The 26,036-nt window shown below is 70.8% G+C and carries 26 protein-coding genes and 1 pseudogene; 15 read left to right on the forward strand and 12 right to left on the reverse strand.

All coding sequences use genetic code 11. The features are described from left to right. Positions 1 to 94 precede the first annotated feature (94 nt). From tsf to IE318_RS15160, 5 genes are all read left to right on the forward strand, one after another. The gene (gene tsf, locus IE318_RS15140; protein ID WP_030168216.1) at positions 95 to 931 is read left to right on the forward strand and encodes a translation elongation factor Ts; all 837 of its coding nucleotides are present in this window, start codon (positions 95 to 97) and stop codon (positions 929 to 931) included. Between the two features lie 207 nt (positions 932 to 1,138). Further along, a complete protein-coding gene (pyrH, locus tag IE318_RS15145; protein ID WP_030168212.1) occupies positions 1,139 to 1,897 on the forward strand; it encodes a UMP kinase in 759 nt (252 codons plus the stop codon). Between the two features lie 144 nt (positions 1,898 to 2,041). Further along, the gene (gene frr / locus IE318_RS15150) at positions 2,042 to 2,599 is read left to right on the forward strand and encodes a ribosome recycling factor (protein ID WP_030168208.1); all 558 of its coding nucleotides are present in this window, start codon (positions 2,042 to 2,044) and stop codon (positions 2,597 to 2,599) included. Further along, the gene (locus tag IE318_RS15155) at positions 2,599 to 3,909 is read left to right on the forward strand and encodes a phosphatidate cytidylyltransferase (RefSeq protein WP_373311175.1); all 1,311 of its coding nucleotides are present in this window, start codon (positions 2,599 to 2,601) and stop codon (positions 3,907 to 3,909) included. The genes frr and IE318_RS15155 overlap by 1 nt, the downstream gene beginning before the upstream one ends. A gap of 46 nt (positions 3,910 to 3,955) precedes the next feature. Beyond that, positions 3,956 to 4,135, forward strand: a complete 180-nt coding sequence (locus IE318_RS15160; protein ID WP_189900590.1) for a hypothetical protein — start codon at positions 3,956 to 3,958, stop codon at positions 4,133 to 4,135. 24 nt (positions 4,136 to 4,159) lie between these two features. On the opposite strand, the gene IE318_RS15165 is transcribed toward IE318_RS15160, so the two are convergent. Next, complete coding sequence (locus IE318_RS15165) at positions 4,160 to 4,306, reverse strand: hypothetical protein (protein ID WP_229903526.1); 147 nt, start codon at positions 4,304 to 4,306, stop codon at positions 4,160 to 4,162. A 347-nt stretch (positions 4,307 to 4,653) separates the two neighbouring features. On the opposite strand from IE318_RS15165, the pseudogene IE318_RS15170 reads away from it, so the two are divergent. Then, positions 4,654 to 5,040: pseudogene (locus IE318_RS15170) on the forward strand (sugar transferase); the annotation flags it as partial. Positions 5,041 to 5,609: 569 nt separating this feature from the next. Next, the gene (locus tag IE318_RS15175) at positions 5,610 to 5,948 is read left to right on the forward strand and encodes a YciI family protein (RefSeq protein WP_189900592.1); all 339 of its coding nucleotides are present in this window, start codon (positions 5,610 to 5,612) and stop codon (positions 5,946 to 5,948) included. A gap of 403 nt (positions 5,949 to 6,351) precedes the next feature. Here the strand turns inward: IE318_RS15175 and IE318_RS15180 are convergent, their stop codons facing one another. After that, complete coding sequence (locus tag IE318_RS15180; RefSeq protein ID WP_030168195.1) at positions 6,352 to 6,762, reverse strand: hypothetical protein; 411 nt, start codon at positions 6,760 to 6,762, stop codon at positions 6,352 to 6,354. Positions 6,763 to 7,213: 451 nt separating this feature from the next. On the opposite strand from IE318_RS15180, the gene rlmN reads away from it, so the two are divergent. From rlmN to IE318_RS15200, 4 genes are all read left to right on the forward strand, one after another. Continuing rightward, positions 7,214 to 8,320, forward strand: coding sequence for a dual-specificity RNA methyltransferase RlmN (gene rlmN, locus IE318_RS15185; protein WP_189900594.1), 1,107 nt, complete (start codon positions 7,214 to 7,216; stop codon positions 8,318 to 8,320). 252 nt (positions 8,321 to 8,572) lie between these two features. Continuing rightward, positions 8,573 to 9,655, forward strand: coding sequence for a thiamine ABC transporter substrate-binding protein (locus tag IE318_RS15190; protein WP_189900596.1), 1,083 nt, complete (start codon positions 8,573 to 8,575; stop codon positions 9,653 to 9,655). 56 nt (positions 9,656 to 9,711) lie between these two features. Next, complete coding sequence (locus IE318_RS15195; RefSeq protein ID WP_189900676.1) at positions 9,712 to 11,313, forward strand: ABC transporter permease; 1,602 nt, start codon at positions 9,712 to 9,714, stop codon at positions 11,311 to 11,313. Further along, the gene (locus IE318_RS15200; RefSeq protein WP_189900598.1) at positions 11,314 to 12,333 is read left to right on the forward strand and encodes an ABC transporter ATP-binding protein; all 1,020 of its coding nucleotides are present in this window, start codon (positions 11,314 to 11,316) and stop codon (positions 12,331 to 12,333) included. It abuts the gene before it with no gap. 98 nt (positions 12,334 to 12,431) lie between these two features. Here IE318_RS15200 and IE318_RS15205 read toward each other — a convergent pair whose 3' ends face one another. From IE318_RS15205 to IE318_RS15230, 6 genes are all read right to left on the reverse strand, one after another. Continuing rightward, a complete protein-coding gene (locus IE318_RS15205) occupies positions 12,432 to 13,142 on the reverse strand; it encodes an LAETG motif-containing sortase-dependent surface protein (protein ID WP_189900678.1) in 711 nt (236 codons plus the stop codon). 229 nt (positions 13,143 to 13,371) lie between these two features. Continuing rightward, a complete protein-coding gene (locus IE318_RS15210) occupies positions 13,372 to 13,779 on the reverse strand; it encodes a VOC family protein (RefSeq protein WP_030168176.1) in 408 nt (135 codons plus the stop codon). A gap of 140 nt (positions 13,780 to 13,919) precedes the next feature. Further along, complete coding sequence (locus IE318_RS15215; protein ID WP_189900601.1) at positions 13,920 to 15,248, reverse strand: hypothetical protein; 1,329 nt, start codon at positions 15,246 to 15,248, stop codon at positions 13,920 to 13,922. Beyond that, entirely contained in the window at positions 15,230 to 15,973 is a 744-nt protein-coding gene (locus tag IE318_RS15220) for an ABC transporter ATP-binding protein (RefSeq protein WP_189900603.1), read from the reverse strand. Before IE318_RS15220 ends, IE318_RS15215 begins: the two co-directional genes overlap by 19 nt. Positions 15,974 to 16,245: 272 nt before the next feature. Further along, positions 16,246 to 17,610 (reverse strand): aspartate aminotransferase family protein, encoded by a 1,365-nt coding sequence (locus tag IE318_RS15225; protein ID WP_030168169.1) that lies wholly within the window; start codon positions 17,608 to 17,610, stop codon positions 16,246 to 16,248. A gap of 19 nt (positions 17,611 to 17,629) precedes the next feature. Then, a complete protein-coding gene (locus IE318_RS15230; RefSeq protein WP_030168165.1) occupies positions 17,630 to 18,154 on the reverse strand; it encodes an Lrp/AsnC family transcriptional regulator in 525 nt (174 codons plus the stop codon). 171 nt (positions 18,155 to 18,325) lie between these two features. Here IE318_RS15230 and IE318_RS15235 point away from each other — a divergent pair, with 171 nt between their 5' ends. Both IE318_RS15235 and IE318_RS15240 read left to right on the forward strand, forming a co-directional pair. Next, positions 18,326 to 19,765 (forward strand): gamma-aminobutyraldehyde dehydrogenase, encoded by a 1,440-nt coding sequence (locus IE318_RS15235; RefSeq protein WP_189900605.1) that lies wholly within the window; start codon positions 18,326 to 18,328, stop codon positions 19,763 to 19,765. Between the two features lie 184 nt (positions 19,766 to 19,949). Then, on the forward strand, positions 19,950 to 20,483 hold the full coding sequence (locus IE318_RS15240) for a hypothetical protein (RefSeq protein ID WP_189900607.1): 534 nt from the start codon (positions 19,950 to 19,952) through the stop codon (positions 20,481 to 20,483). On the opposite strand, the gene IE318_RS15245 is transcribed toward IE318_RS15240, so the two are convergent. From IE318_RS15245 to IE318_RS15255, 3 genes are all read right to left on the reverse strand, one after another. Beyond that, on the reverse strand, positions 20,470 to 21,666 hold the full coding sequence (locus IE318_RS15245) for a serine hydrolase domain-containing protein (RefSeq protein WP_189900609.1): 1,197 nt from the start codon (positions 21,664 to 21,666) through the stop codon (positions 20,470 to 20,472). The two genes, IE318_RS15240 and IE318_RS15245, sit on opposite strands and share 14 nt — an antisense overlap. Before the next feature lie 206 nt (positions 21,667 to 21,872). Beyond that, positions 21,873 to 22,556, reverse strand: a complete 684-nt coding sequence (locus tag IE318_RS15250; protein ID WP_189900611.1) for a glycerophosphodiester phosphodiesterase — start codon at positions 22,554 to 22,556, stop codon at positions 21,873 to 21,875. Between the two features lie 29 nt (positions 22,557 to 22,585). Further along, entirely contained in the window at positions 22,586 to 23,719 is a 1,134-nt protein-coding gene (locus IE318_RS15255) for an adenosine deaminase (protein WP_037868217.1), read from the reverse strand. A 138-nt stretch (positions 23,720 to 23,857) separates the two neighbouring features. Here IE318_RS15255 and IE318_RS15260 point away from each other — a divergent pair, with 138 nt between their 5' ends. Continuing rightward, positions 23,858 to 24,613: a DUF4190 domain-containing protein gene (locus IE318_RS15260; protein WP_189900613.1), complete on the forward strand. Its 756-nt coding sequence runs from the start codon at positions 23,858 to 23,860 to the stop codon at positions 24,611 to 24,613. A gap of 173 nt (positions 24,614 to 24,786) precedes the next feature. Further along, entirely contained in the window at positions 24,787 to 25,245 is a 459-nt protein-coding gene (locus tag IE318_RS15265) for a DUF4190 domain-containing protein (RefSeq protein ID WP_189900615.1), read from the forward strand. A gap of 215 nt (positions 25,246 to 25,460) precedes the next feature. Here IE318_RS15265 and ybiA read toward each other — a convergent pair whose 3' ends face one another. Beyond that, entirely contained in the window at positions 25,461 to 26,024 is a 564-nt protein-coding gene (gene ybiA, locus IE318_RS15270) for a riboflavin biosynthesis intermediates N-glycosidase (RefSeq protein WP_189900617.1), read from the reverse strand. Positions 26,025 to 26,036 lie beyond the last annotated feature (12 nt).

Below are 26,036 nucleotides of genomic sequence, written 5' to 3' on the forward strand. Positions count from 1 at the left end.
CTGCTCGACGAGCGAGAGGCTCCCTGAGGGGGCACGGGCCCCGCGGACCCCCTGATCTTCGATCTTCCAGACTTCGAGAAAGATTCACAGACTCATGGCGAACTACACCGCCGCCGACGTCAAGAAGCTCCGTGAGCTCACGGGCGCCGGCATGATGGACTGCAAGAAGGCGCTGGACGAGGCCGAGGGCAACGTCGAGAAGGCTGTCGAGGCGCTGCGCATCAAGGGCCAGAAGGGCGTCGCCAAGCGCGAGGGCCGCTCCGCCGAGAACGGCGCCGTGGTCTCGATCATCGCCGACGACAACTCCTCCGGTGTCCTCGTCGAGCTGAAGTGCGAGACGGACTTCGTCGCCAAGGGTGACAAGTTCCAGGCCGTCGCCAAGGCCATCGCCGAGCACGTCGCCAAGACCTCCCCGGCCGACCTCGAGGCCCTGCTCGCCTCCGAGATCGAGGCCGGCAAGACCGTCCAGGCGTTCGTGGACGAGGCCAACGCCAACCTGGGCGAGAAGATCGTCCTGGACCGCTTCGCGCAGTTCTCGGACGGCTTCGTCACCGCCTACATGCACCGCACGATGCCCGACCTGCCCCCGCAGATCGGTGTCCTCGTCGAGCTCGACAAGCCGAACGCCGAGGTCGCCAAGGGCGTCGCCCAGCACATCGCCGCCTTCGCGCCGAAGTTCCTCTCCAAGGACGAGATCCCGGCCGACGTCGTCGAGTCCGAGCGTCGCATCGCCGAGGAGACCACCCGCGCCGAGGGCAAGCCCGAGGCCGCGATCGCCAAGATCGTCGAGGGTCGTCTGAACGGCTTCTTCAAGGACGCCACCCTGCTCGGCCAGCCCTACGCGCTGGACAACAAGAAGTCGGTCCAGAAGGTTCTGGACGAGGCCGGTGTCACCCTGAAGCGCTTCACGCGCATCAAGGTCGGCATCTGAGGCCGAAGTCCGTATCGCGACGGACGCCCGGCCCGATAGGGTCGACAGCAGTCGTCCACGTCGCCCGCGAGTGCCACCACGCACGCGCGCGTGACACACGACAGCAGATCTGACGAGGAGGCCATTGCCGCTGCATGGGATGCGAAACACGCCCCACCGGCAATGGCCTTCTTCGCATGTGCACCACGTAACAGAGGCGGGATCTCCATGACCACCAAGGCCCAGAAGAGCGACGACGGCAAAGTGACCGGCCGGTTTCTGCTGAAGCTGTCCGGAGAGGCATTCTCCGGCGGTGGGGGCCTGGGCGTCGACCCGGACGTGGTGCACGCCATCGCCCGCGAGATCGCGGCCGTCGTACGGGACGGCGCCCAGATCGCGGTCGTGATCGGCGGCGGCAACTTCTTCCGCGGCGCCGAACTCCAGCAGCGCGGCATGGACCGCGCCCGCTCTGACTACATGGGCATGCTCGGCACCGTGATGAACTGCCTCGCGCTGCAGGACTTCCTGGAGAAGGAAGGCATCCAGTCCCGGGTCCAGACCGCCATCACCATGGGCCAGGTCGCCGAGCCTTACATCCCGCTGCGCGCCGTGCGCCACCTGGAGAAGGGCCGTGTGGTCATCTTCGGCGCCGGTATGGGCATGCCGTACTTCTCCACCGACACCACCGCCGCCCAGCGCGCCCTGGAGATCGACGCCGAGGCGCTGCTCATGGGCAAGAACGGCGTGGACGGGGTGTACGACGCCGACCCGAAGACCAACCCGGACGCCGTGAAGTTCGACTCCCTCGGTTACGGCGAGGTCATCACGCGCGACCTGAAGGTCGCCGACGCCACGGCGATCACGTTGTGCCGTGACAACAAGCTCCCGATCCTCGTCTTCGAGCTTCTTGCGGAGGGCAATATCGCCCGCGCCGTCAAGGGTGAGAAGATCGGCACACTTGTGGGTGATCACGGCAGCCGGGACTGACCGGCAACACCGACGGACCCTGACCGGGGGATGGACAATGTCCTGCCGGTCGGGAACCGTGCAGGAAGAAGACGCGACGCAGCCGGCCGCCGGCCCCGACAAGGAACCGCAGCCGGTTCCACTCAAGACACGCAGGAGCAAGTGGTGATCGAAGAGACCCTCCTCGAGGCCGAGGAGAAGATGGAGAAGGCCGTCGTGGTCGCCAAGGAGGACTTCGCCGCGATCCGCACCGGCCGTGCGCACCCGGCGATGTTCAACAAGATCGTGGCCGACTACTACGGTGCGCCGACGCCGATCAACCAGCTGGCTTCGTTCTCCGTGCCGGAGCCGCGGATGGCGGTCGTGACCCCGTTCGACAAGAGCGCGCTGCGCAACATCGAGCAGGCGATCCGGGACTCCGACCTGGGCGTCAACCCGAGCAACGACGGCAACATCATCCGGGTGGTCTTCCCCGAGCTCACCGAGGAGCGCCGCCGCGAGTACATCAAGGTCGCCAAGGGCAAGGGCGAGGACGCCAAGGTGTCCATCCGCTCCGTGCGCCGCAAGGCCAAGGACGCCATCGACAAGCTGATCAAGGACGGCGAGGTCGGCGAGGACGAGGGCCGCCGTGCGGAGAAGGAGCTCGACGACACCACCGCGAAGTACGTCGCGCAGGTGGACGAGCTCCTGAAGCACAAGGAGTCGGAGCTGCTCGAGGTCTGATGAACGACTCTTCCTGGGGAGCGCCGCCGCAAGCCGGGTACTGGGGGCCCACGGACCGGTCACCCGCCCAGGGACCCGTCCCGGGGGCCGCCCCGGCGGACCCCGCGTACGGTGCGCAGGGCGCCCAGCAGACTCGCCCCATGCCCATCGTGCCCGAGGTGCCCGCAGACGGCGGAAACCAGGAGACCGACCGGGGGGCCGCTCGGACGGGCGGCCCCTTGTTCCGAGACGAGACGTCGCGGCCGCATCCGCAGCAGCAGCCACAGCAGTACGGCAGGCCGCAGCACGCACAGCCGTACCCGCAGTCCTACGACGCACAGCCGCACCCGCGGCAGCCTCATGACCCGCAGCCGGGGGCCTACGACCCGCAGCCGTACCAGGCGGCCCAGCCCCGGCCCTACGACACGCCGCAGACGCCGCCCGCCCACGGGACGGCACAGCAGAATCCGGAGCCCATGCCCGACGCCCCGCAGCCGGCGCCCGCGCCGCAGAAGAAGAGCGCGGGCCGTGACCTGGGCGCTGCCATAGGAGTCGGCCTCGGGCTCGGCGTGGTGATCATCGCCTCGCTGTTCATCGTCAAGGCCGTGTTCGTCGGCGTGATCGCGGTCGCGGTCGTGGTCGGCCTGTGGGAGCTGACGAAGCGGCTGGAGGAGCGCAAGGGCATCAGGGCTCCGCTGGTGCCGCTGGCGGTCGGCGGCGCCGCGATGGTGGTCGCCGGATACGTCCGCGACGCCGAGGGCGCCTGGGTGGCGATGGCGCTGACCGCGCTCGCGGTCCTGGTCTGGCGGATGACACAGCCGCCGGAGGGCTACCTCAGGGACGTCACCGCGGGCGTCTTCGCGGCGTTCTACGTTCCGTTCCTGGCCACGTTCGTGGCGATGATGCTCACCGCGGACGACGGCCCGTTCCGCGTCCTGACCTTCCTGATCCTCACAGTGGTCAGCGACACGGGCGCGTACGCCGTCGGCTGGCGCTTCGGCAAGCACAAGCTCGCCCCGCGCATCAGCCCCGGCAAGACCCGCGAGGGCCTGTTCGGCGCGGTCGCCTTCGCGATGGTGGCGGGGGCGCTGTGCCTGCAGTTCCTGATCGACGACGGCGCCTGGTGGCAGGGCCTCGTCCTCGGCCTCGCCGTCGCCGCCAGCGCCACCCTCGGCGACCTCGGCGAGTCCATGATCAAACGCGATCTGGGCATCAAGGACATGGGCACCCTGCTCCCGGGCCACGGCGGCATCATGGACCGCCTGGACTCCCTCCTGCCGACGGCCCCGGTGGTGTGGCTGCTCCTGGTGCTGTTCGTCGGAGGCGGCTGACGACCGCACCTCCCCCTGGGCGGGACCCGCGGCTAGGGTTCGGCCCATGGGGCGGGCACGGTTGGAGAAGGACGGCACCTACCACGGCGACCTGCCGTGCCGCTGGTGCGAGGCGCTCATCGCACAGGGCGGACGGCGCAGGCCGCGGCGGTACTGCAACGGCTGGCACCGGACGAAGACGTACGTCTCCTGGGTCGTCACCGCCGTCGTCGGCATCCTGTCCTGACCACCCCCGCCGCGCCTGGAGCGGCTACGTCACCGGATTCTCGATCGGCGTGACCCGGTTGCCGTCCGGGTCGAGCACCGCCGCGAACCGCACCTGCTGGGCGCCCGGCTGGATCTCCCCGGCCCTGATCCCCCGGCCGGCGAGATCCGACAGCGCGCTCTCCAAACTCACACTGAAGAAGCCCCCTACCTGCGGTTCCCGCCGCAAAGAGGGGGGCTTTTCGGTGGGCCGGGGCCGGCCCTGGGCCGGCAGCTGATTGACCGGGCCGTCCGCCGATAAGGCCCGGGGCCCCATTCCGGCGGCTGCCTGGCCCCTGCCCGCTTCTCCCGCAACGTGGAGAGCGGCGACTGCTGCCTCGACCTGGTCTTCGGATGAGTGGGGGAACAGTCGTGCCAGAACCGTGCAAGATCGTGCGGGGAACCACGGGGAATGGCGGGAACCAGGTCGCCGGCAGTCAGGCCCCGTAGCGCTCCGGCACAGGTCAGCCCAGCAAGCATCGGGATGCTGAAGCGTTCCAGGCGACGCTTGCGCATTCGATCGAGAACAGCGACGGTCCGCTGTTCAAGTTGCGCCACGACCCGCGGATCACCCGGTTCGGCGCCTTCCTGCGCCGCAGGTCACTCGACGATCTGCCACAGCTCCTCAACGTCGTCATGGGCCACATGTCCCTCGTCGGTCCACGGCCGCCGCTGCCCGAAGAGGTGGCGGCCTACCCGCCGGACATCAGGCGCCGGCTGCTCGTCAAGCCCGGCCTCACCGGACTGTGGCAGGTCAGCGGACGCTCCGACCTGCCCTGGGACGAGGCGGTCCGGCTCGATCTCTACTACGTAGACAACTGGTCGATGGGCCTGGACCTGTCGATCCTGTTGCGGACCGGGGCGGCAGTTCTCCGTGGGGGCTACTGACCCTGCGCCACTTTCCTGGTTGACCAGCATCAGTCCTCTTCTGCACGGCGGTCATCAGGCATCGGGATGCACACCGGAATGCCTTTCTCCGGTGAATACGCGGTTAAGTTGGCCGAGGGATGCAGCCCTGCACCAGTAAACGCGCACGTCAGAGCCCTGAGTAAGCGTGAGCGCCCGCCTCTCTTCTAAGCGCCGGGCCGCACTGCGGGTGAGTGTCTGACCACCTACTGATCATCGCTATCCGGCGGGTAACCAAGGGGCCCGTGCCCCCTCCGTGCCCGATAGCGCGGGGAACCAGGGTGACGAGCGGGCACGGCACAACGCACCGGCCCCCGACCGATTCGCCTGGTCAGGGGCCGTTCACGTGCGCGGTGGGTTTGGGATTTGAACCCACGGTGGCTCGCGTCACGGCGGTTTTCAAGATCTCTCGGGGTTGACTCACCCATTGAGACTCCCTAGACCTCTCTTGAAGCGGGGCGAGACTACCGATGAGTAGCTGACACGCGGTCTGTCGGACCGGGAGCAGTGACGAGGCGGCCGGGTGGTCGCTGAACAAGGAGGCGAACACGATGTCGCGGTACCTGATCTCGTTCGACGACGGATCGATGACCTTCCCCGAGGAGGACTTCCCGGCGGTCGCCGAGGCATCCCACCGGGTGGTCCAGGAGGCCAAGGACGCAGGTGTCTGGATCTTCGGCGCCGGAGTGGAACGTCAGCAGGCGAGCATCGTGGCCACCGACGGCACGGTCACGGACGGACCGTTCCCCGAGACCAAGGCGGTCGTCGGCGGTTTCTCGATCATCGAGGTCCCGTCGCGCGAGGACGCGCTGATGTGGGCCGCGAAGATCGCCGGGGCGTGCCGGTGCGCACAGGAGGTGCGCGAGATCATGTACGACCCGGAAAGCTGAGCCACCGATCCGAGGAGCCCTCAACCGAGGAGCCGGACCCGCTCGGTGATGAACCGTCAGGTCGAATGACCTCGATGACCTGCTCGCCCGTAGTTCGCATCGAGAGGTCCGGGGCAGGTTCCCTGGCTCGTGCCACTCCCGTGCCGGAACGGACGGGGACTCACGGGGAACCAGGGTCCGCAGGGGTGAGTTCCACCGGACTGTGTCCAAGGCAGGGAAACCGGACGTCAGGTCCAGGATCGGCCAACCTCGCTCCCAAGGCGGGTGTCACAGGGTCGAATCCTGCCGGGGGCACCGGACGAAGGGGCGGCTCAGGAGGGGCTTCCTCCGGGGCTGACCCCTTGTCGTCGGTCACACTCGCAGTCCGGGCGGGAGCGTGTACGAGCTACTCGGCGCAGCTTTCCTAGGTTCTGCGGCGCAGGCTTCGCACGAAGAGCGGCACTGACAGCAGGAGCAGGGCTCCCTCGACGGCCAGGCTGACCAGCCCGAGCGGTTCCGTCCAATTGCCGATGTCGTCGCTGTAGTCGGGAAGTCCCGTCCCCCTGGAGAAGATGTAGCCCAGCAGGGGGCCGATGGCGACCCCCGCTGCCAGCAGCCATCCCAGTCTGACGAGACCGATGAGGAGCAGCACGGCGGCGACCACGGCCGCGATCTCCAGGACGTGGTAGGCGACGCCGACATAGTAGGGGTCTCTCGTCGCCGTGATGCCGCCTTGGTCCACGACATGGATGGCGGCCACCACGAGACACAGCAGAGCTCCCGCCCACCTGGCCACCCAGGTGGCCTCCGGCGCCATCGCCGTGTGGTGTGACATGCGGAGACACCTTCTCTCACCTTCGGCAGTGCGTTCCGCCGTGCCGCGATCCCATTTGCCCGGTCGGCTCCCGGAAGAGGCAGCGCGCCGCACCTGTGTCAGGTCCCAGCCTCAGCGGACGGCTGTCCGCCGTCGCCTTCGACAGTGCAGACGAGTGACACGGAAGAGGCGCCGTCTCCATGCCCGGCCCAGGCGTCCATGGCGTTCAGACGTCGCGGGCCTGGTCGGCAGAGCACCGTTGTCGCGTAAGGGCTCCGGCTCCGACACCACCCGCTGAGCCGCCGGTGACGGAGGCCCCGGGCGCCCTGCGGCAGCGCGGCGGCGCTCCGTTCCTGGGCCGTCTCCGGGCCGTCCGAGGCCGCTCAGCGGCGACCGGTGACGACTGCTGACGACAGTCGTAGGAAGCGACAGCCCCAGGTCACCCAAGTGGATCTGCGACACTGGTACCACCATGCCCAAGCCCGGAGAACTCACTTTCGTCGCCCCGCGCGGAGCCAAGAAGCCGCCGCGGCACCTTGCCGATCTCTCGCCTGCCGAGCGCAAGGAGGCCGTGGCCGCGATCGGTGAGAAGCCGTTTCGTGCCAAGCAGCTCTCGCAGCACTACTTCGCGCGGTACGCGCACGACCCGGAGCAGTGGACCGACATCCCGGCCGGATCCCGCGTCAAGCTGCAGGAGGCGCTGCTTCCCGAGCTGATGACGGTCGTGCGGCATCTGTCGACCGACCAGGGGACCACTCGCAAGACGCTGTGGCGGCTGTTCGACGGCACGCTCGTGGAGTCGGTGCTGATGCGCTACCCGGACCGGGTGACCATGTGCATCAGCTCGCAGGCCGGGTGCGGGATGAACTGCCCGTTCTGTGCCACCGGGCAGGCCGGGCTCGACCGGAACCTGTCGACCGCCGAGATCGTGCACCAGATCATCGACGGGATGCGGGCTCTGCGGGACGGCGAGGTGCCCGGGGGGCCGGCGCGGCTGTCCAACATCGTCTTCATGGGCATGGGCGAGCCGCTCGCCAACTACAACCGGGTGATCCGTGCCATCCGTGCGCTGACCGACCCCGAGCCGGACGGGCTGGGGCTCTCCCAGCGCGGGATCACCGTCTCCACGGTGGGCCTGGTCCCGGCGATCCACCGGTTCGCCGACGAGGGCCTCAAGTGCCGGCTCGCCATCTCCCTGCACGCTCCCGACGACGAGCTGCGCGACACCCTCGTCCCCGTGAACACGCGGTGGAAGGTGCGTGAGGTGCTGGACGCCGGCTTCGAGTACAGCGCGAAGTCCGGGCGCCGGCTGTCCATCGAGTACGCGCTGATCCGGGACATCAACGACCAGGCCTGGCGCGGCGACCGGCTCGGCCGCCTCCTCAAGGGCAAGCCGGTGCACGTCAACCTGATCCCGCTCAACCCGACCCCCGGATCCAAGTGGACCGCTTCACGCCCCGAGGACGAGAAGGCGTTCGTCGAGGCGATCGCGGCGCACGGGGTGCCGGTGACCGTCCGGGACACCCGCGGTCAGGAGATCGACGGGGCGTGTGGACAGCTGGCGGCCACCGAGAGGTAGCCGGACGGTGGCCGGTCGACGGCCGCGTGGAGGCCGGGCGGTAGTCTGTGACCGTCCATATCTTCATATTCCGACAGGGGAGCGCCACAGCGCTGAGAGTGCGGCACCGGCCGCAGACCCTCTGAACCTTGCCCAGGTCATTCTGGGTAGGAAGTTCGGTCATCACTCGAGCTGTTGCGCCCTGCCCGGGCATCCTCGCGGATCCCGGGCAGGGCCGCGTCTCTTCCTGGCCAACCCCCAGGAGGAAAACCAGTGCACAACAAGACGTTCGTCGCCGTGGCGGTCGGACTCGGCCTCGTCACGCTGTCCGCGTGCGGGTCGACCGACGGCAAGGGGACGTCCGAGGCCGCGGACTCCAAGACCGTGACCCTCGTCAGCCACGACTCGTGGGCCGTCTCCAAGAACGTGCTCCAGGACTTCGAGAAGAGCTCCGGCTACACCGTCAAGGTCCTCAAGGACGGCGACGCCGGCCAGGCCGTCAACAAGGCCATCCTCACCAAGGACAACCCGCAGGGCGACGTCTTCTTCGGCGTCGACAACACGCTGCTCTCCCGCGCCCTGGACAACGGCCTGTTCCAGCCGTACCAGCCGAAGGGCTCGGACCTGGTGCTGCCCGAGTACCGGGTCGACGAGGCCAAGCACCGGGTCACGCCGATCGACTCCGGCGACATCTGCGTCAACTACGACAAGAAGTACTTCGCCGATCACAAGCTGACCCCGCCGGCCTCCTTCGACGACCTCGTCAAGCCGCAGTACAAGAACCTGCTCGTCACCGAGAACGCCGCCACCTCCTCGCCCGGCCTCGGCTTCCTGCTCGGCAGCGCCGCCAAGTACGGTGACGACGGCTGGCAGGACTACTGGAAGAAGCTCAAGGCCAACGGCGTCAAGGTCGTCGACGGCTGGGAGCAGGCCTACAACCAGGAGTTCTCCGGATCCGCCGGCGGAAAGAAGGCCAAGGGCGACCGGCCGCTCGTCGTCTCCTACGCCTCCTCGCCGCCCGCCGAGGTCGTCTACGCCGACCCGAAGCCGAAGACCGCGCCGACCGGGGTGGCGTACGGCACCTGCTTCCGGCAGATCGAGTACGCGGGACTGCTCGACAACGCCCGGAACACCAAGGGCGGCAAGGCGTTCCTCGACTTCCTGCTCACCAAGCAGTTCCAGGACGACATGCCGCTGAACATGTTCGTCTACCCGGTCCGCGAGGCCGCCCAGGTGCCGCCGGAGTTCACGGAGTACGGCCCCCAGGCCAAGCACCCCGAGACCATGGCCCCCGACAGGATCGCCGCCAACCGTGACCAGTGGGTCAAGTCGTGGACCTCGCTCGTCCTGAAGTAGCCGGCGGCGAGGACCGTACGGGCAGCCGTAAGGGGAACGCGGCGCGGCTCGGCCTGATGGCCGTGCCCGTCGCGTTCTTCGCGGTGTTCTTCGCCTACCCCGTCGCCGCGATCGTCCGGCGCGGTCTGAAGGACGACGGGGCCTGGCACGTCGGGCGGATCGCGGACGTGCTCGGGCAGTCCGACATCCGGCACGTGCTGTGGTTCACCACCTGGCAGGCGCTCGCCTCCACCGCGCTCACCCTGCTGGTCGCGCTGCCCGGCGCGTATGTCCTCGCCCGCTTCGACTTCCCCGGCCGCCAGGTCCTGCGGGCCGTGGTCACCGTGCCGTTCGTGCTGCCCACCGTCGTCGTCGGCACCGCCTTCCTCGCCCTGGTCGGGCGCGGGGGACTGCTCGACGAGCTGTGGGGCCTGCGGCTGGACACCACGGTGTGGGCGATCCTGCTGGCCCACGTCTTCTTCAACTACGCGGTCGTCGTACGGACGGTGGGCGGGCTGTGGTCCCAGCTCGACCCCCGGCAGGAGGAGGCCGCCCGGATGCTGGGCGCCTCGCCGCTGACGGCCTGGCGCAAGGTCACCCTGCCCGCCCTGGCCCCGGCCCTCGCCGCCGCCGCGCTCATGGTCTTCCTGTTCACCTTCACCTCCTTCGGCGTGGTGCAGATCCTCGGCGGCCCCACCTTCTCCACCCTCGAGGTGGAGATCTACCGGCAGACCTCCGAGATCTTCGACCTGTCCACCGCGGCCGTGCTGACGATCGTCCAGTTCCTGGCGGTGGGCGCGATCCTGGCCGTGCACGCGTGGACCGTACGGCGCCGGGAGACCGCGCTGAAGCTGGTGGACGCCTCCCTCACGGCCCGCCGCCCGCGCGGCGCGGGCCAGTGGGCGCTGCTGGCCGCCGTCCTCGCCACGATCGCCCTGCTCCTGCTGCTGCCGCTCGCCGTGCTGGTGCAGCGCTCGCTCACCGCGCCCGGCTTCGGCTACTACCGGGCGCTGACCGACGCCGACGGCGGCACCTTCCTGGTCGCGCCGATCCACGCCATCGGCGCCTCCCTGTCCTACGCCGCCGCCGCGACCGCCGTCGCCGTGGTCGTGGGCGGCCTCGCCGCGGCCGCGCTCGCCCGCCGTGACTCCGGCCGGATCGTGCGCGGCTTCGACGCGCTGCTGATGCTGCCGCTCGGGGTGTCCGCCGTGACGGTCGGCTTCGGCTTCCTGATCGCGCTGGACGAGCCGCCGCTCGACCTCAGGCAGTCCTGGATGCTGGTCCCGCTCGCCCAGGCCCTGGTCGGCGTGCCCTTCGTGGTGCGGACCATGCTGCCGGTGCTGCGCGCGGTGGACGTACGGCTGCGGGAGGCGGCGGCCGTGCTCGGGGCGTCGCCGTGGCGGGTGTGGCGGGAGGTCGATCTGCCGATGGTGCGGCGGGCGCTGCTGGTCGCCGCCGGGTTCGCCTTCGCGGTGTCGCTGGGGGAGTTCGGGGCGACCGTGTTCATCGCCCGGCCCGACAACCCGACCCTGCCGGTCGCCGTGGCTCGGCTGCTGTCACGTCCGGGCGACCTCAACTACGGGCAGGCCATGGCCCTGTCGACGATTCTCATGGTGGTGTGCGCGGTGGCGCTGCTCGTCCTCGAACGGCTGCGCACCGACCGGAGCGGGGAGTTCTAGATGCTGCTGGGCCTTCAGGCCGCGACCGTCCGCTTCGGCGGGCGGGCCGCGCTCGATGCCGTCGATCTCGCGGTCGCCGAGCACGAGATCGTGTGTGTGCTCGGACCCAGCGGCAGCGGCAAGTCGACGCTGCTGCGGGCGGTGGCCGGACTCCAGCCGCTGGACTCCGGGCGGGTGCTGCTCGACGGGCGGGACCAGTCGGGGGTGCCGGCGCACCGGCGCGAGGTCGGCCTGATGTTCCAGGACCACCAGCTCTTCCCGCAGCGGGACGTGGCCGGGAACGTCGGCTTCGGACTGCGGATGCGCGGCGCGTCGAAGGGTGAACGGGCCGCCAGGGTGGGGGAGTTGCTGGACCTGGTCGGGCTGCCGGGGGCCGGTGCCCGGGCCGTGGCCGCGCTCTCCGGCGGTGAGCAGCAGCGGGTGGCCCTCGCCCGCGCCCTCGCGCCCCGGCCCCGGCTGCTGATGCTCGACGAACCCCTCGGCCAGCTCGACCGCTCGCTGCGCGAACGCCTTGTCGTCGAACTGCGGGAGCTGTTCGGGAGGTTGGGCACCACCGTGCTGGCCGTCACCCACGACCAGGGCGAGGCGTTCGCGCTCGCCGACCGGGTGGTGGTGATGCGGGAGGGCCGGATCGCCCAGTCCGGTACGCCCCTTGAGGTGTGGCAGCGGCCGGCGGACGCCTTCGTGGCCCGCTTCCTCGGCTTCGAGAACGTCGTCGAGGCGAGGGTCGAGGGAGAGGCGGCGGTCACCCCGTGGGGCAAGGTGCCGGTGCCCGAGGACGCCCCGCAGGGCGCCCGCAGCCTCGTCGTACGGCCCGCCGGTGTCCGTCTGGTCCCCACCGACGAGGGCCTGCGCTGCCGGGTCGCCGCCCGTACCTTCCAGGGCACCCACGTCGCCGTCCACCTCCAGCCGCAGGACGCGCCCCGCCTGGAGGCGGCCTGCCCGCTGCGATCGGCACCGGAGGTCGGGGACGAGGTCGGGGTGGAGTTCGACCCGGCGGACGTCGTGGTGCTCGGCTGATCACGCGGCCGGCGTGAAAGCCGTGTGGCCCGCCCCCGGTTTCGGGGACGGGCCACACGGGCGGCGTACGGAGGCGTACGGCGTACGGAGGCGCGTCGTCAGCGACCGTTGCTCGCGCCACGGCGGCGCAGGCCGAAGAAGACCGCGCCTCCGCCGACGACGACCAGGGCGGCCGCGATGCCGGCGATCAGGCCGGTGTTGGAGTTCGCACCGGTCTCGGCGAGGTTGGAGTCACCGGCGGCGGGCGAGGGAGCGTTGCTCACGGTGCCCGCGGGAGCGGTGCTGCTCTGCGACTCGGACGGAGCCGGAGTCGCAGAGCCGGGGGTCGACGGCGTCGCCGACGACGCCGATGCGGACGGGGTCGGGGTGGCCGGCTTCGACGGGGTGGCCGGTGCGCTCGGCGTGGCCGGCGCACAGGCCGTGGACGGGGTGGTCAGGTTGGGGCTGATGTCGTTGTCGACCTTGGTGCCTCGGGCCTGGACGTGGATGCGGTAGACGGCGTTCGGCTGCCAGTCCTCGGCGAAGGTGACGGTGGTGCCCTGGGCGGAGCCCTTGACCTCCTGGGTGCCGACCTTCCTCGCGTCGGCGCCGTTGTTCTCCAGGAACACGGAGACAACGGCCGGGGTACCGGACCCGTCCTTGTCGGTGACGACGATGACGCCCTTGCCGCCGGCGCACGTGGCTTCGGCGGAGAACTCGCTGATGTTGCACGCGAGCGCGTTGCCTGCGACGCCGAGCGCGAGTGCGGCGGCTGAGGCGGCGACGCCCAGGATGCGCACGGAACGTGCGGTGCGGCGGGACAGTGATATGGACAAGATGGCCTTGGCCCTTCACGGGATGCGCAATTGCGGGGGGTGAAGGGGGCGTTGGGGCGACCACGGAGGACGCGGCTGCCCCGGCACCCCCAGGAGGCTCAGGTCTATAAGCGCTCCGTCAGAACTGTCAACGCATATGCCCCGCAAGGGCGTTGGCTTTGCCGTTTTATTAACCGCGCAGACGTTTGAACGTCCTGGGCGGCCCCGTGTCCCGCCGTCTCGCTCAGCCCTGCACCGCCGCCGGGTCCATCCACATGACCTCCCAGGTGTGCCCGTCGAGGTCGTCGAATGCGCGGCCGTACATGTAGCCGTGGTCCTGGGTCTCGCCGCTCACGGTGCCACCGGCGGCGAGGGCCTTCTCGACCAGCTCGTCGACCTTCTCGCGGCTCTCGGCACTCAGACAGATCAGCACCTCGCTGGTCTTCCTGGCGTCCGCGATCTCCTTCTTGGTGAAGTCGGCGTAGCGCTGCTTGCTGAGCAGCATCGCGATGATCGTGTCGCTGATGACGACGCACGAGCAGTCGTCGGTGGAGAACTGCGGGTTGATCGTGTAGCCGAGCTCGGTGAAGAACTTCCGGGACGCGGCCACGTCGTCGGTCGCCAGGTTCACGAAGATCATCTGCTGGTACATGGTGGGTCTCTCCCGTCGGTGTGCACGTGCACGTCGTTCGTGCCGCTCGGTGGGGTAGACCGGGCCTCGGCGCGGAACTCATCGTCGGCGCGGAACTTTTTTTCGTCCGCGTTCCCGCGTTCCTCGCGTTCCCGCGTTCGTCAGCGGGTCAGCGGCAGCGCGGCGAGGTCGGCGATCAGGAAGGTCAGCGGGACGAAGACGGCCAGGAGCACGCCGGCGCGCAGGGCCGCGGCGGAGCGCAGCGTCGTGGCGGGCGCGCCGAGCCGCAGCAGGGCGGCGGTGACGTCGGCGCGGGCCTGCCGCGCCTCCACGGCCGCGGTGAGCAGGGTGGCCACGGTGCAGCCTGCCACGAGCAGGGTGCCCAGGGCGGTCAGCGGACCCAGGACGGGCGTGCTGCCCTCGTAGAGGACGCCCATGGCGTACGCCCCCGACGCCACCGCGCACACCACGCCCAGCGGGCGGCCGATGCGGCCCGCCTCCTCCATCAGGATCCGGCCGGCCAGGAGGCGCACGGCCCCGGGCCCGGCCGCCTGGAGCAGCCGCCCGCACAGGTGGGTGAGGCCGGGGCCGGCGAGGGCGAGGCCGAGAGCGGTCAGCAGCCAGCCGACGAGCACCGGCGTGGAGTCGGCGGCGAGGCCGCCGGGGAGCGCGGTGGTGGAGGCGCCGGAGGAGGCCGGGGTGCGGCCGGCGTAGGCCTCGACGGCGAGGCCGGCGGCCAGCACGGCGATGCCCCAGGGCAGGCCGGTGGGCGGTCGGCGGGGCGGGAGGGGACGCTGGGGGTCGGCCTCGCCGGGTTCGGGGTCGTCCTCGGGTCCGGGGGCGTCCTCGAGGAGGACCCCGGACGGTGCACCGGTCCCTTCGGCCGGAGAACCACCCGCGTCCGCCTGCACCTTGGCGCTCCGGGCAGGCTCCGTGGCGCCCCCCTTCGCCTCGCGGGCCCGGGCCGGGGGCTTGGTCTCCCGGGGCCGCAGGGCCAGCGCCACCGCCGCGGAGGCGAGCGCCGGGACGATCGCGAGCAGGATCAGGGTCCCCGGCACGGGCAGGGGCTTGTCCGCGGCGAGGAAGTGCGAGGCGGCGCCGTCGAAGGGCAGGTCCGCGAGGCCGCCCCCGCGCAGCTGGAGGAAGACCAGCAGCGCGAGCAGGGCGCCGAACGAGCAGGCCAGTGCGGTCGTGGCCGCCGAGACGGCCATCAGGCGGCCGGGTCCGAGGCCGAGGGCCGACAGGGCGCTGCGGGGCCGGGTGCCGGGGTCGGTGCGGGCCACCGCGACCGCCAGGTACGCCGTGGCGGCCAGGGGCACCGCGCACCAGGACAGGCGCAGCAGCGCGGCGGACGGGTCGTCGGGGTGGCGGAGGGCGTAGGCGAGGCTGCTCAGCAGCAGGAAGCCGGTGCCCGCCGAGGCCGCCGCGACGGTCAGGCGGCGCAGCTGGACGGCCGGGTGGGCGACGCGGGTCAGACGGAGAGCGAGCACGCGGCCCGGCCTTCCGTCGTGTCGCCGGCGGGGGGCAGGTGCACGGTCTTCACGCACCGTCCGTCCAGCAGTGCCACCGTGCGGTCGGCGAGGGCCGCGGTCTCCGGGTCGTGCGTGGCCAGGACGACCGTGATGCCGTGCGAGCGGGACGCCGTGGTGAGCGTGCGCAGCACATGGGCGCGGTCGGCCCGGTGCAGCGGGGCCGTGGGTTCGTCGGCGAAGAGCACCGTCGGCGCGGGGGCGAGGGCGCGGGCGAGGCAGACCCGCTGCCGCTCGGCCTGGCGTAGCTGGTGCGGCCGTCTGCGGGCCAGCTCGCCGACGTCCAGGCGCTCCAGCCACTCCAGGGCGGCCACCTTGGCCCGGCGCCGGCTGGTGCCGCGCAGCATCAGCGGCAGGGCGGTGTTCTCCCAGACGTTGAGCTCGGGTACGAGCACGGGGGCCGGGTCGATCCAGCCGAACCGGTCCCGGCGCAGCCGTTCGCGGGCCAGCGGGCCGAGCGTGTGCACGGGGGCGCTGTTGAACCACACCTCGCCCTTGCGGACGCGCACCATGCCGGACAGGCAGCGCAGCAGGGTCGTCTTGCCGCTGCCGCTCGGTCCGGCGACGGCGAGGATCTCGCCCTGCCGGACACCGAGCGAGACGCCGCCGAGCGCGGGTGAGCCGTCGCTGTGGGTGTAGTGCAGGGCGCGTGCCCAGAGAACGTCGTTGTCCGGCGGGGCCACCATGGCGTACACCTCGGTTCGGAGCTCGAATGCCGCACGGGTTGCCGTGCGGGTCCGTGTTGCCGTGCGGGTCCGTGGGATCCTTCGTACGAATTCCCCATATGGGGGAACGAAGGCGGAGCCGATCGGTCACGACGCTAGGCAGCAGGTGCCGGGTGCCCGGACAGCACACGGCCCCGGGCCGCCGTTTCCCACTCGAACGGACGGCTCCGGGGCCGGTGATGATCATCTGATCGGAGGTGTGCGCCTCACCGCGCTCGTGCGCGGCGCGGCGGTCACAGCTTGGTCCACGCCTCCGTCAGCGTCGCGCGCAGGATCTGCTCGATCTCGTCGAAGGTCTCCTGGTTGGAGATCAGCGGCGGGGCGAGCTGGACGACCGGGTCGCCGCGGTCGTCGGCACGGCAGTAGAGGCCGTTGTCGTACAGCGCCTTGGAGAGGAAGCCGTACAGGACGCGCTCGGTCTCCTCCTCGTTGAACGACTCCTTGGTGTTCTTGTCCTTGACCAGCTCGATGCCGTAGAAGAAGCCGTTGCCGCGGACGTCGCCGACGATCGGCAGGTCGTGCAGCTTCTGGAGGGTGGACAGGAACGCGCCCTCGTTGTCCAGCACGTGCTGGTTCAGGCCCTCGCGCTCGAACAGGTCGAGGTTGGCCAGACCCACGGCCGCGGAGACCGGGTGGCCGCCGAAGGTGTAGCCGTGCAGGAAGGTGTTGTCGCCCTTGTAGAACGGCTCGGCCAGGCGGTCGGAGATGATGCAGGCGCCGATCGGGGAGTAGCCCGAGGTCATGCCCTTGGCGCAGGTGATCATGTCCGGGACGTAGCCGAACTTGTCGCAGGCGAACATCGTGCCGAGCCGGCCGAAGGCGCAGATGACCTCGTCCGACACGAGCAGCACGTCGTACTGGTCGCAGATCTCGCGCACCCGCTGGAAGTACCCGGGCGGCGGCGGGAAGCAGCCGCCGGCGTTCTGCACCGGCTCCAGGAAGACGGCCGCGACCGTGTCCGGGCCCTCGAAAAGGATCTGCTGCTCGATCTGGTCGGCGGCCCAGCGGCCGAAGGCCTCGGGGTCGTCGCCGAAGATCGGGGCGCGGTAGATGTTGGTGTTCGGGACCTTGTGCGCGCCCGGGACGAGCGGCTCGAAGGGGGCCTTCAGGCCCGGCAGGCCGGTGATGGACAGGGCGCCCTGCGGGGTGCCGTGGTAGGCGACCGCACGGGAGATGACCTTGTGCTTGGTGGGCTTGCCGACCAGCTTGAAGTACTGCTTGGCGAGCTTCCAGGCGGTCTCGACCGCCTCGCCGCCGCCGGTGGTGAAGAAGACCTTGTTGAGGTCGCCCGGCGCGTAGTCGGCGAGGCGCTCGGCCAGCTCCACGGCCTTGGGGTGGGCGTAGGACCACACCGGGAAGAACGCCAGCTCCTGAGCCTGCTTGAAGGCCGTCTCGGCGAGTTCGGTGCGGCCGTGGCCGGCCTGGACCACGAACAGGCCCGCCAGACCGTCCAGGTAGCGCTTGCCCTTGTCGTCGTAGATGTAGGTGCCCTCACCGCGCACGATGGTCGGCACGGGGGAGTTCTCGTACGAGGACATGCGGGTGAAGTGCATCCACAGGTGGTCGTACGCGGTGCGGCTGAGGTCCTTGGTGCTCACGGTTATCGGGTCCTCACGGTTATCGGGTTCCCCACATGTAGGTCTGCTTCTTGAGCTTGAGGTAGACGAAGCTCTCGGTGGAGCGCACCGAGGGCAGGGCCCGGATGCGCTTGTTGATGACGTCCAGCAGGTGGTCGTCGTCCTCGCAGACGATCTCGGCGAGGATGTCGAACGAGCCCGCGGTCATCACCACGTACTCGACCTCCGACATGGCGGTCAGCGCGTCCGCGATCGACTCGACATCGCCCTCGACGTTGATGCCGACCATCGCCTGCCGGCGGAAGCCCACGGTGAGCGGGTCCGTGACGGCGACGATCTGCATGACGCCCTGGTCCAGCAGCTTCTGCACACGCTGGCGCACGGCCGCCTCGGACAGGCCGACGGCCTTGCCGATCGCGGCGTACGGCCGGCGGCCGTCCTCCTGGAGCTGCTCGATGATGGCGAGGGAGACGGCGTCCAGCTGGGGGGTGCCGTTCCCGTTGCGGGACTCGCGGGACGAGTCCTTCTGGTCTGCGCTTCGACTGGCCACGTGCTCACTGTGCACGACGTCTCGACAGTTCCGCAAGCCTGGAGCGATGAAATTCGTTGTTTGAAGGACCGGGAGGTGCGGATTTCGCAGAAGTGATGGCGATGGGGGTGTTGAAAACGTCGGAGTCCGGACTAGGGTGGGTGTCTCAGAGATCGGACACCATGAACCAACCCAGGAGGGCCGGCAGTGAGCACCGAGCTGCGTCGTCTGCGCAACTTCATCGACGGTGAGTTCCGGGACGCCGCCGACGGACGGACCACCGAGGTGGTCAACCCCGCGACCGGAGAGGCGTACGCGACCGCGCCGCTGTCCGGCCGGACGGACGTCGACGCCGCGATGGCGGCCGCCGCCGCGGCCTTCCCGGGCTGGCGCGACACCACCCCCGCCGAGCGGCAGAAGGCCCTGCTGAAGGTCGCGGACGCCTTCGAGGAGCGGGCCGAGGAACTGATCGCGGCCGAGGTGGAGAACACGGGCAAGCCGATCGGGCTGACCCGCTCCGAGGAGATCCCGCCGATGGTCGACCAGATCCGCTTCTTCGCGGGCGCGGCGCGGATGCTGGAGGGCCGCTCGGCCGGCGAGTACATGGAGGGGATGACGTCGATCATCCGCCGTGAGCCGGTCGGCGTCTGCGCGCAGGTCGCGCCGTGGAACTACCCGATGATGATGGCCGTGTGGAAGTTCGCCCCGGCGATCGCGGCCGGCAACACGGTCGTCCTGAAGCCGTCGGACACCACCCCGGCTTCCACGGTCCTGATCGCGGAGATCCTCGGCTCGGTCCTGCCCAAGGGCGTCTTCAACGTCATCTGCGGCGACCGCGAGACCGGCCGCATGATGGTCGAGCACGACACCCCGGCGATGGCCTCCATCACCGGCTCGGTACGCGCCGGCATCCAGGTCGCCGAGTCCGCCTCCAAGGACGTCAAGCGCGTCCACCTGGAGCTCGGTGGCAAGGCCCCGGTCGTGGTCTTCGAGGACACCGACATCGCCAAGGCCGTCGAGGACATCTCCGTCGCCGGCTTCTTCAACGCCGGCCAGGACTGTACGGCCGCCTGCCGCGTCCTGGTCCACGAGTCGATCCACGACGAGTTCGTGACCGCGCTGGCGAAGGCGGCGGAGGACACGAAGACCGGCCTGCCGGACGACGAGGACGTCCTCTTCGGCCCGCTCAACAACCCCAACCAGCTCCAGCAGGTCGAGGGCTTCATCGAGCGGCTGCCCGCCCACGCGCGCGTGGAGGCCGGCGGCAAGCGCGTCGGCGACACGGGCTACTTCTTCGCGCCGACCGTCGTCTCCGGCGTCAAGCAGGACGACGAGATCATCCAGAAGGAGGTCTTCGGCCCGGTCATCACCGTCCAGTCCTTCTCGGACGAGGACCAGGCCGTCGAGTGGGCCAACGGCGTCGAGTACGCGCTGGCCTCCTCCGTGTGGACCAAGGACCACGCCCGCGCCATGCGCATGTCCAAGAAGCTCGACTTCGGCTGCGTGTGGATCAACACCCACATCCCGCTGGTCGCCGAGATGCCCCACGGCGGCTTCAAGAAGTCCGGCTACGGCAAGGACCTGTCGGCCTACGGCTTCGAGGACTACACGCGCATCAAGCACGTGATGACGTCCCTGGACGGCTGAGCACCGCGACGGCTCCGACGTGACCCAACTCGCGGCCCCGGGTGGAAGGACGGACCACCCGGGGCCGCGGCGTGCGCCGTCCCGACGCGTCCTCGGCGGCGGGCAGGGGAGGGGTGAGCCGGGGTGGCCCGGGAATGCCCGACCCTCTTTTTGAACATGTTCAAGACGGGCGTACGCTCTTGCCATGAGCGACAGAGCCGCCCTGCTCAAGGGCATTCGTGTCTGGCTGGTTGTCTTCGTCGTCTGTCTGGTGCTCAGCGGGGCCACCGCCTTCCCGCTGGTGCACGAACTGCGGTGGACCGAGAGCGCGTTGCGGTTCCTGGGGGTGCCCGATCATCTGCCCGGGCTCATGGACTGGATCGAGCGGGTGCGGCACGGGCTCGACACCGCCGACGCCGACTACCCGTTCCTGCTGTACGGCACGGACTGGCTGGCGTTCGCGCATCTCGTCATCGCGGTCGCGTTCTACGGCCCCTACCGTGACCCGGTCCGCAACATCTGGGTCGTGGAGTTCGGGATGATCGCCTGCGTGGGCATCGTCCCGCTCGCGCTGATCTGCGGGCCGATCCGGGGCATCCCCTTCTGGTGGTCGCTGATCGACATGTCCTTCGGGGTGTTCGGGATCGTCCCGCTGCATGTCGTACGCAGGAAGATCAAGCGGTTGGAGGCGTCGGTCGCGGTCGCCGCGCCGAACGGCGCTTCCGTCACCGCCGCTTGAGGGCGGCGAGGGCGATCCGCTCGGCCACCGGGTTCATCGACTCGCCCTTGGCATCGGTGGACCCGACCGAGTAGACGAGGGTGCGGCTGAGGTCACGGGTCGCCGCGACGACGGTGCTGTAGCCGTAGCGGGCACCGGACTTGAGCCAGTACACCTGCCCGTCGTACTCGAACCGCTCCAGGCCGGCGCTGTAGGTGGCGCCCTCGATGCCCTTGGGGACCGTGAACATCTCGCGCAGCTGCGGCCGGGGCACGATGCGGCCGCGGAACAGGGCCTGCACCAGCCGTTCCAGGTCGGCGGTGGTGGAGATCATGTCGCCGGCCGCCCACCGGTCGGCCTGGTTCCAGTCCGTGACGTCGACGAACTCCGTCGTGCCGTCGGCCCTGCGCACCGCCTGGTACCCGTGGTTGTGCGGGCCGCGGATGCGGGGGTCGGTGCCGGGGAAGTAGGTGTCCCGCATGCCGGCGGGGCGCAGCACCAGCCGGGTCGCCTCGGCGGTGTAGGACCGGCCGGTCACCTTCTCGATCAGCAGGCCGAGGATCGTGTAGTTGATGTTCAGGTAGTCCTGGCGGGTGCCCGGTGCGAACTCCGGTCCCTTGGCCACCGCCGAGGCCACCACCTGCCGGGGCGTGAGCGTGTCGAAGCGGTGTGCGTACTGCTCCTCGAAGGAGTCCCCGAAGCCGTCCCCGGACCGGATGCCGCTGGTGTGGTCGAGGAGCTGCCGTACGGTGATGGGCCGGAACTTCCCGGTGAGCAGGCCCGGAAGATAGTGCTGGACCGGTGTGCCGAGGTCGATCCTGCCCTGCGCGGCGAGCCGCAGCACGGTCGCCGCCGTCACCACCTTGGTCGTCGAGCCCGCCCGGAAGCGGGCGTCGGGGTCGGCCGGGCGCGGGCCGGCCAGGTCGTGCACGCCCGCGCTGCCGCGCCAGGTGCCGTCCGTGCCGCCGACGCGGACCAGAGCCGCCGTGGCGTCCTGGTCCGGCAGCCCGGCGATCGCGGCGGAGAGGGCCTCGGCGTCCGGTCCGGTCGCCTCACGGGCCTCCGTGGCCGCTCCCGGCTTGGGGGCCGAACCCGCGGCGGAGGCGGTCGCGGGTGCGGCGGACGCCCCCGCGGCGGCCAACGGCCCGGCGGCCAGGGCGAGGGCGAGACAGGCGGCGGTCAGGGCGGTGGTACGGGCACGCATCGGCTGCTCCTGCGAAGTCCGAGGGGATTCGAGACGGGCTCACGACCGATGTGTGCGGCCGTTGTCGATCATCCTCGGGGCCCCGGCGGGCCGGCGGATCGTCGCCGAGGAGGGCACGCGCCCCCGACGCTGCCCGGAGCAAGGGCCGAACCGGGCAAGGGGGTTACCGGGGAGACCCCCTAAGGGGAGCGCACGGAGTGCCCCGCTCACCGCCCGCGCAGCGCGCACAGGACGTCGATGCGGTTGGTGGTGATCGAGTCCACGCCGAGGGCGACCAGGCGGCGCAGCGAGCGGCGGGTGTCCGGGGTCCAGACGGACAGCAGGAGCCCGTCGCGGTGGACACGCGCGGCGAGCTCCCGGTCCACCAGGCCGAAACGGTAGTTCAGCCACCTGGGCCGCACCGCGTCCAGCAGGCCGGACCGCGGTGGTGCGAGCGTCGTCCAGGTCAGGGCGATCTCGGCGGACGGATCCGCCGCGCGCACCGCCAGCATCGCCCCCGCGCCCGCGCAGTAGTACACACGGTCCTGCGCGCCGCACTCGTGGACCACCCCGACGATCTCCCGCACCGTCCGAGGATCGGCCGCGCCCGGCAGGTCGAGCATAACCCGGCCACCCTCCGTCGCGGCCAGCGCGTCCACGAGCGTGGGCACCCGGCCCGCCGTCAGGGCGCGCACCTCCTCGGCGGACAGCGAGCGCAACGGCCGGTCGTGGCCCCACAGCCGCTTCAGCGACTCGTCGTGCAGCAGCACGGGCACGCCGTCCCGGGTCAGGCGCACGTCGATCTCCACCGCGTCCGCGCCCCGGCCGAGCGCGGAGCGCAGCGAGTCGATCGTGTTCTCGGGGAAGCGGTAGGGGTCGCCGCGGTGCGCGACGGCGGTCACGGTCTGCATGCGACCCATTGTGTCCCGCGCCCGACGGCTCAGGGCGCGAGCCACCGCGCGGTGTAGGCGTCGATCTCGCCGGCGATGCGCGCCTTGCCCGCCTCGTCGAGGAAGGAGGCGTGCACCGCGTTCTTGGCCAGCTCGGCGATGCCCCGCTCGTCGAGGTCGAGGAGGCGGGCGGCCACGGCGTACTCGGTGTTGAGGTCGGTGCCGAACATGGGCGGGTCGTCAGAGTTGATCGTGACGACGACTCCGGCCTTGACGAACTCCCTTATGGGGTGCTCCTCCAGGGCGCGGACCGCGCGGGTGGCGATGTTGGAGGTGGGGCAGACCTCCAGCGGGATGCGGTGCTCGGCCAGGTGCGCGAGGAGCTTCTCGTCCTGGGCGGAACTGGTGCCGTGGCCGATGCGCTCGGCGCGCAGCTCGGTCAGCGCGTCCCACACCGTCTGCGGGCCGGTGGTCTCACCGGCGTGCGGGACGGAGTGCAGCCCGGCGGCGATGGCACGGTCGAAGTACGGCTTGAACTGGGGCCGCGGCACGCCGATCTCGGGCCCGCCCAGCCCGAACGACACCAGTCCTTCGGGGCGCAGCCGGTCGTCGGTGGCCAGCCGCAGCGTCTCCTCGGCCGATTCCAGACCGGCCTCGCCGGGGATGTCGAAGCACCAGCGCAGCACGGTCCCGAACTCGGCCTCGGCCGCCTTGCGGGCGTCCTCGATCGCGTCCATGAACGCACGCTCGTCGATGCCGCGGCGGGTGGAGGAGAACGGGGTGATGGTCAGCTCGGCGTAGCGCACCTGCTGGCGGGCCATGTCGCGGGCCACCTCGTACGTCAGCAGGCGGACGTCCTCCGGGGTGCGGATCAGGTCGACGACGGACAGGTACACCTCGATGAAGTGGGCGAAGTCCGTGAAGGTGAAGTAGTCGACCAGGGCCTCGGGGTCGGTGGGCACCTTGGAGTCGGGGTGCCGGGCGGCCAGTTCGGAGACGATCCGGGGTGAGGCGGAGCCGACGTGGTGCACGTGCAGTTCGGCCTTGGGCAGTCCGGCGATGAAGGCGTGCGGATCGCGAGGAGCGCGCTGGTCGGTCAAGGGGTTCCTCCCCGGGAACGGCACCGTGCGTCCCGAGCGGGCGGGCGCGGTGCGGGTGATCGGCTGATCGATGAGCACGGCCATGGTAGGCGCACGCGCGGCACGCGGCCGGGGGCGGTGGCCCGCAGGGCGGCAGCTCGCGGCCGGGCCCGCCCGTCTGGCATGACCCCGGCGACCAGGCCGTAGCATGGCGGGACGATCGACCGAGGGGGACTCGAGGACATGACGGACGGAACGCGGGCGGGCTCAGGCGCCGGAGCCGAGGACAACCCGTGGGCGCCGCCCGAGAGCCGGCCTTCTCTGGAGAAGAACCCGCCGCAGGTGCCACACCAGCGCCCGGTGCAGGACCTGCCGCCCGTGCCGCCGCAGGCGCCGGGCTCCTCGCCGTCCGTGCACGACCAGGCCACCGTCGCCTCGATGCCGTCCGGCGGCTTCCCGCCGCCGCCCGCGTTCGCCGCCCCCGCCGACGCACCGCCCGTCGCCCCGGCGGGCGAGTCCGCCGTGCCCCCGCCGCCGATCGCCCCCACGGGCCCCGGCGGTCCCGCCGGCCCGGGCGGATACGGCTATCCCGGCCACCCCGGCTATCCGGGCTACCCGGGTCAGCCGGGCTACGGGGCCTACGGCTGGCCCGGCATGCCGCAGCCCAGGGAGAACGGCCTGGGCATCGCTGCCATGGTGCTCGGCATCCTGTCCTGCTGTCTGTTCTGCCTGTACGGCGTGGTCTCGGTCGTCCTCGGCATCCTCGCCGTGGTCTTCGGCATCAAGGGCCGCCGCAAGGCCGAGCGGGGCGAGGCCGACAACCACGGCCAGGCCCAGGCCGGCTTCATCACGGGCATCATCGGCATCGTCCTCGGACTCGTGGTGATCGTCCTGGTCGCCATCGGGATCACGGCCGCCATCAACGCGGACGACGACGGGTACGGCGACGGGTACGGCGACGTCCTCCGCGTGTCCGCCACGCTCCTCGCCGACCGCTGAACCCCCGCCGCCGAACCGGGCCGTGGAGTCTCTCGACCCGGCCGTGCGGTCCGAGGGGGTCTCTCGTCGCCTCCCGCCCGTGTCCGTTCCGCAACAGCCTGCGCACGGGCCGTACACCGCGTGGATCACGGGCATTACGATGCCTTGACTGTCAACGGAGGGGAGCTCCAGCCATGTCCGACACCAATCCCGCACCCGGCGGCTTCGGGCCGCCGTCCCAGCCCCCGCAGCAGCCGGCGCCGGGATACGGATACCCGCAGTCCGGCCCGGGCTACGGCTACCCGCAGTCGGGCCCCGGCTACCCGGCCGCGCCGCCCGTGGGCTACCCCCAGGCCCCCGGCTACGCCATGCCCATGCAGCCGAGCAACGGCATGGGCACCACGGGCATGGTGCTGGGCATCATCGGCGTCGTGTGCAGCCTGACCTTCTTCCTGTGGTTCTTCGGGGTCATCCTGGGCATCCTCGGGATCATCTTCGGCGCCATCGGACGGGGGAAGGCCAACAGGGGCGAGGCCACGAACAAGGGCGCGGCGACCGCCGGTCTCGTCTGCGGCATCATCGCCACGGTGGTGCTGCCGCTGCTCGGCATTCTGGTGTTCGCGAGCCTCATGAGCTCGGCAAGCACGTTCTGACGTCTTTCCGTCGCGCCCCAGGGGCCGGCCCTCCAGCCGGCCCCTGTGCCATGCGACGCGTCCGGCCTCAGGGGGTGTCTGGCGCCCGTACATCACCCGCGGCCCCTGCGGCCGACCTCAAGAGGTGAGCTCTTGTACGGGCGTTGAGCCCGCGACCGGGCGCACGCGCCGCGCCCCGCCGAGGTCGCCGTCCCGCACTTGCGCCTCCGCCGCCGCTACACCGCCCCCGCGCGCAGCCGCTCCCGGGCCTCCATCAGGGCGAAGCCCAGCAGGTTCGGTCCCCGCCAGCGCTCCGGGTCCGCCGCCGCCTCGTCGTCCGCGGCCAGCCCGATGCCCCACACGCGGTCCACCGGACTCGCCTCCACCAGCACACGGTCGCCCGTTCCCAGCAGAAACTCCCTCAGTTCGGGATCGACGGCGAACTTGTGGACGCTGCCCTCCACCACGATCCGGAACCGCTCCCGCGCCCATATGTCCTCGTCGAAGCCGCGCACCAGCCGCCCCGCCTTCTTCGCCTGGGAGGGATGCCCCGCGGCCAGCGCCCGCCGCTCCGCCTCCGCGTCCCCGAACAGCCGCGCCTTGCCGGCCATCATCCAGTGTTCGGCGGTCGCGTACGTCACCCCGTCCACCGTGAACGGCGACGGCCACCACTGGCTCAGGCAGCTCGCGCCCACCCGGCCGTCCGGCCGCGGCCGATGCCCCCAGAAACGCAGGTACTTGATCCTCGCCCCCGCGTGGACCTCCCTGATCAGGGCTTCCCAAGAATCGATCTTCCCCATGCATGCGAGTGT

Origin of the sequence: Streptomyces spiralis, assembly GCF_014654675.1 — a bacterium.
GTDB lineage: Bacteria > Actinomycetota > Actinomycetes > Streptomycetales > Streptomycetaceae > Streptomyces > Streptomyces spiralis.

Coding starts and splice junctions, on each gene's coding strand:
- ybiA (WP_189900617.1), bottom strand. CDS start 26,024: ATGGGGAAGATCGATTCTTGGGAAGCCCTGATCAGGGAGGTCCACGCG.
- IE318_RS15255 (WP_037868217.1), bottom strand. CDS start 23,719: ATGGCCGTGCTCATCGATCAGCCGATCACCCGCACCGCGCCCGCCCGC.
- IE318_RS15210 (WP_030168176.1), bottom strand. CDS start 13,779: ATGTACCAGCAGATGATCTTCGTGAACCTGGCGACCGACGACGTGGCC.
- tsf (WP_030168216.1), top strand. CDS start 95: ATGGCGAACTACACCGCCGCCGACGTCAAGAAGCTCCGTGAGCTCACG.
- IE318_RS15175 (WP_189900592.1), top strand. CDS start 5,610: ATGTCGCGGTACCTGATCTCGTTCGACGACGGATCGATGACCTTCCCC.
- IE318_RS15220 (WP_189900603.1), bottom strand. CDS start 15,973: ATGGTGGCCCCGCCGGACAACGACGTTCTCTGGGCACGCGCCCTGCAC.
- IE318_RS15155 (WP_373311175.1), top strand. CDS start 2,599: ATGAACGACTCTTCCTGGGGAGCGCCGCCGCAAGCCGGGTACTGGGGG.
- IE318_RS15180 (WP_030168195.1), bottom strand. CDS start 6,762: ATGTCACACCACACGGCGATGGCGCCGGAGGCCACCTGGGTGGCCAGG.
- IE318_RS15200 (WP_189900598.1), top strand. CDS start 11,314: ATGCTGCTGGGCCTTCAGGCCGCGACCGTCCGCTTCGGCGGGCGGGCC.
- IE318_RS15265 (WP_189900615.1), top strand. CDS start 24,787: ATGTCCGACACCAATCCCGCACCCGGCGGCTTCGGGCCGCCGTCCCAG.
- IE318_RS15260 (WP_189900613.1), top strand. CDS start 23,858: ATGACGGACGGAACGCGGGCGGGCTCAGGCGCCGGAGCCGAGGACAAC.
- pyrH (WP_030168212.1), top strand. CDS start 1,139: ATGACCACCAAGGCCCAGAAGAGCGACGACGGCAAAGTGACCGGCCGG.
- IE318_RS15240 (WP_189900607.1), top strand. CDS start 19,950: ATGAGCGACAGAGCCGCCCTGCTCAAGGGCATTCGTGTCTGGCTGGTT.
- IE318_RS15160 (WP_189900590.1), top strand. CDS start 3,956: ATGGGGCGGGCACGGTTGGAGAAGGACGGCACCTACCACGGCGACCTG.
- IE318_RS15195 (WP_189900676.1), top strand. CDS start 9,712: ATGGCCGTGCCCGTCGCGTTCTTCGCGGTGTTCTTCGCCTACCCCGTC.
- rlmN (WP_189900594.1), top strand. CDS start 7,214: ATGCCCAAGCCCGGAGAACTCACTTTCGTCGCCCCGCGCGGAGCCAAG.
- IE318_RS15250 (WP_189900611.1), bottom strand. CDS start 22,556: ATGCAGACCGTGACCGCCGTCGCGCACCGCGGCGACCCCTACCGCTTC.
- IE318_RS15245 (WP_189900609.1), bottom strand. CDS start 21,666: ATGCGTGCCCGTACCACCGCCCTGACCGCCGCCTGTCTCGCCCTCGCC.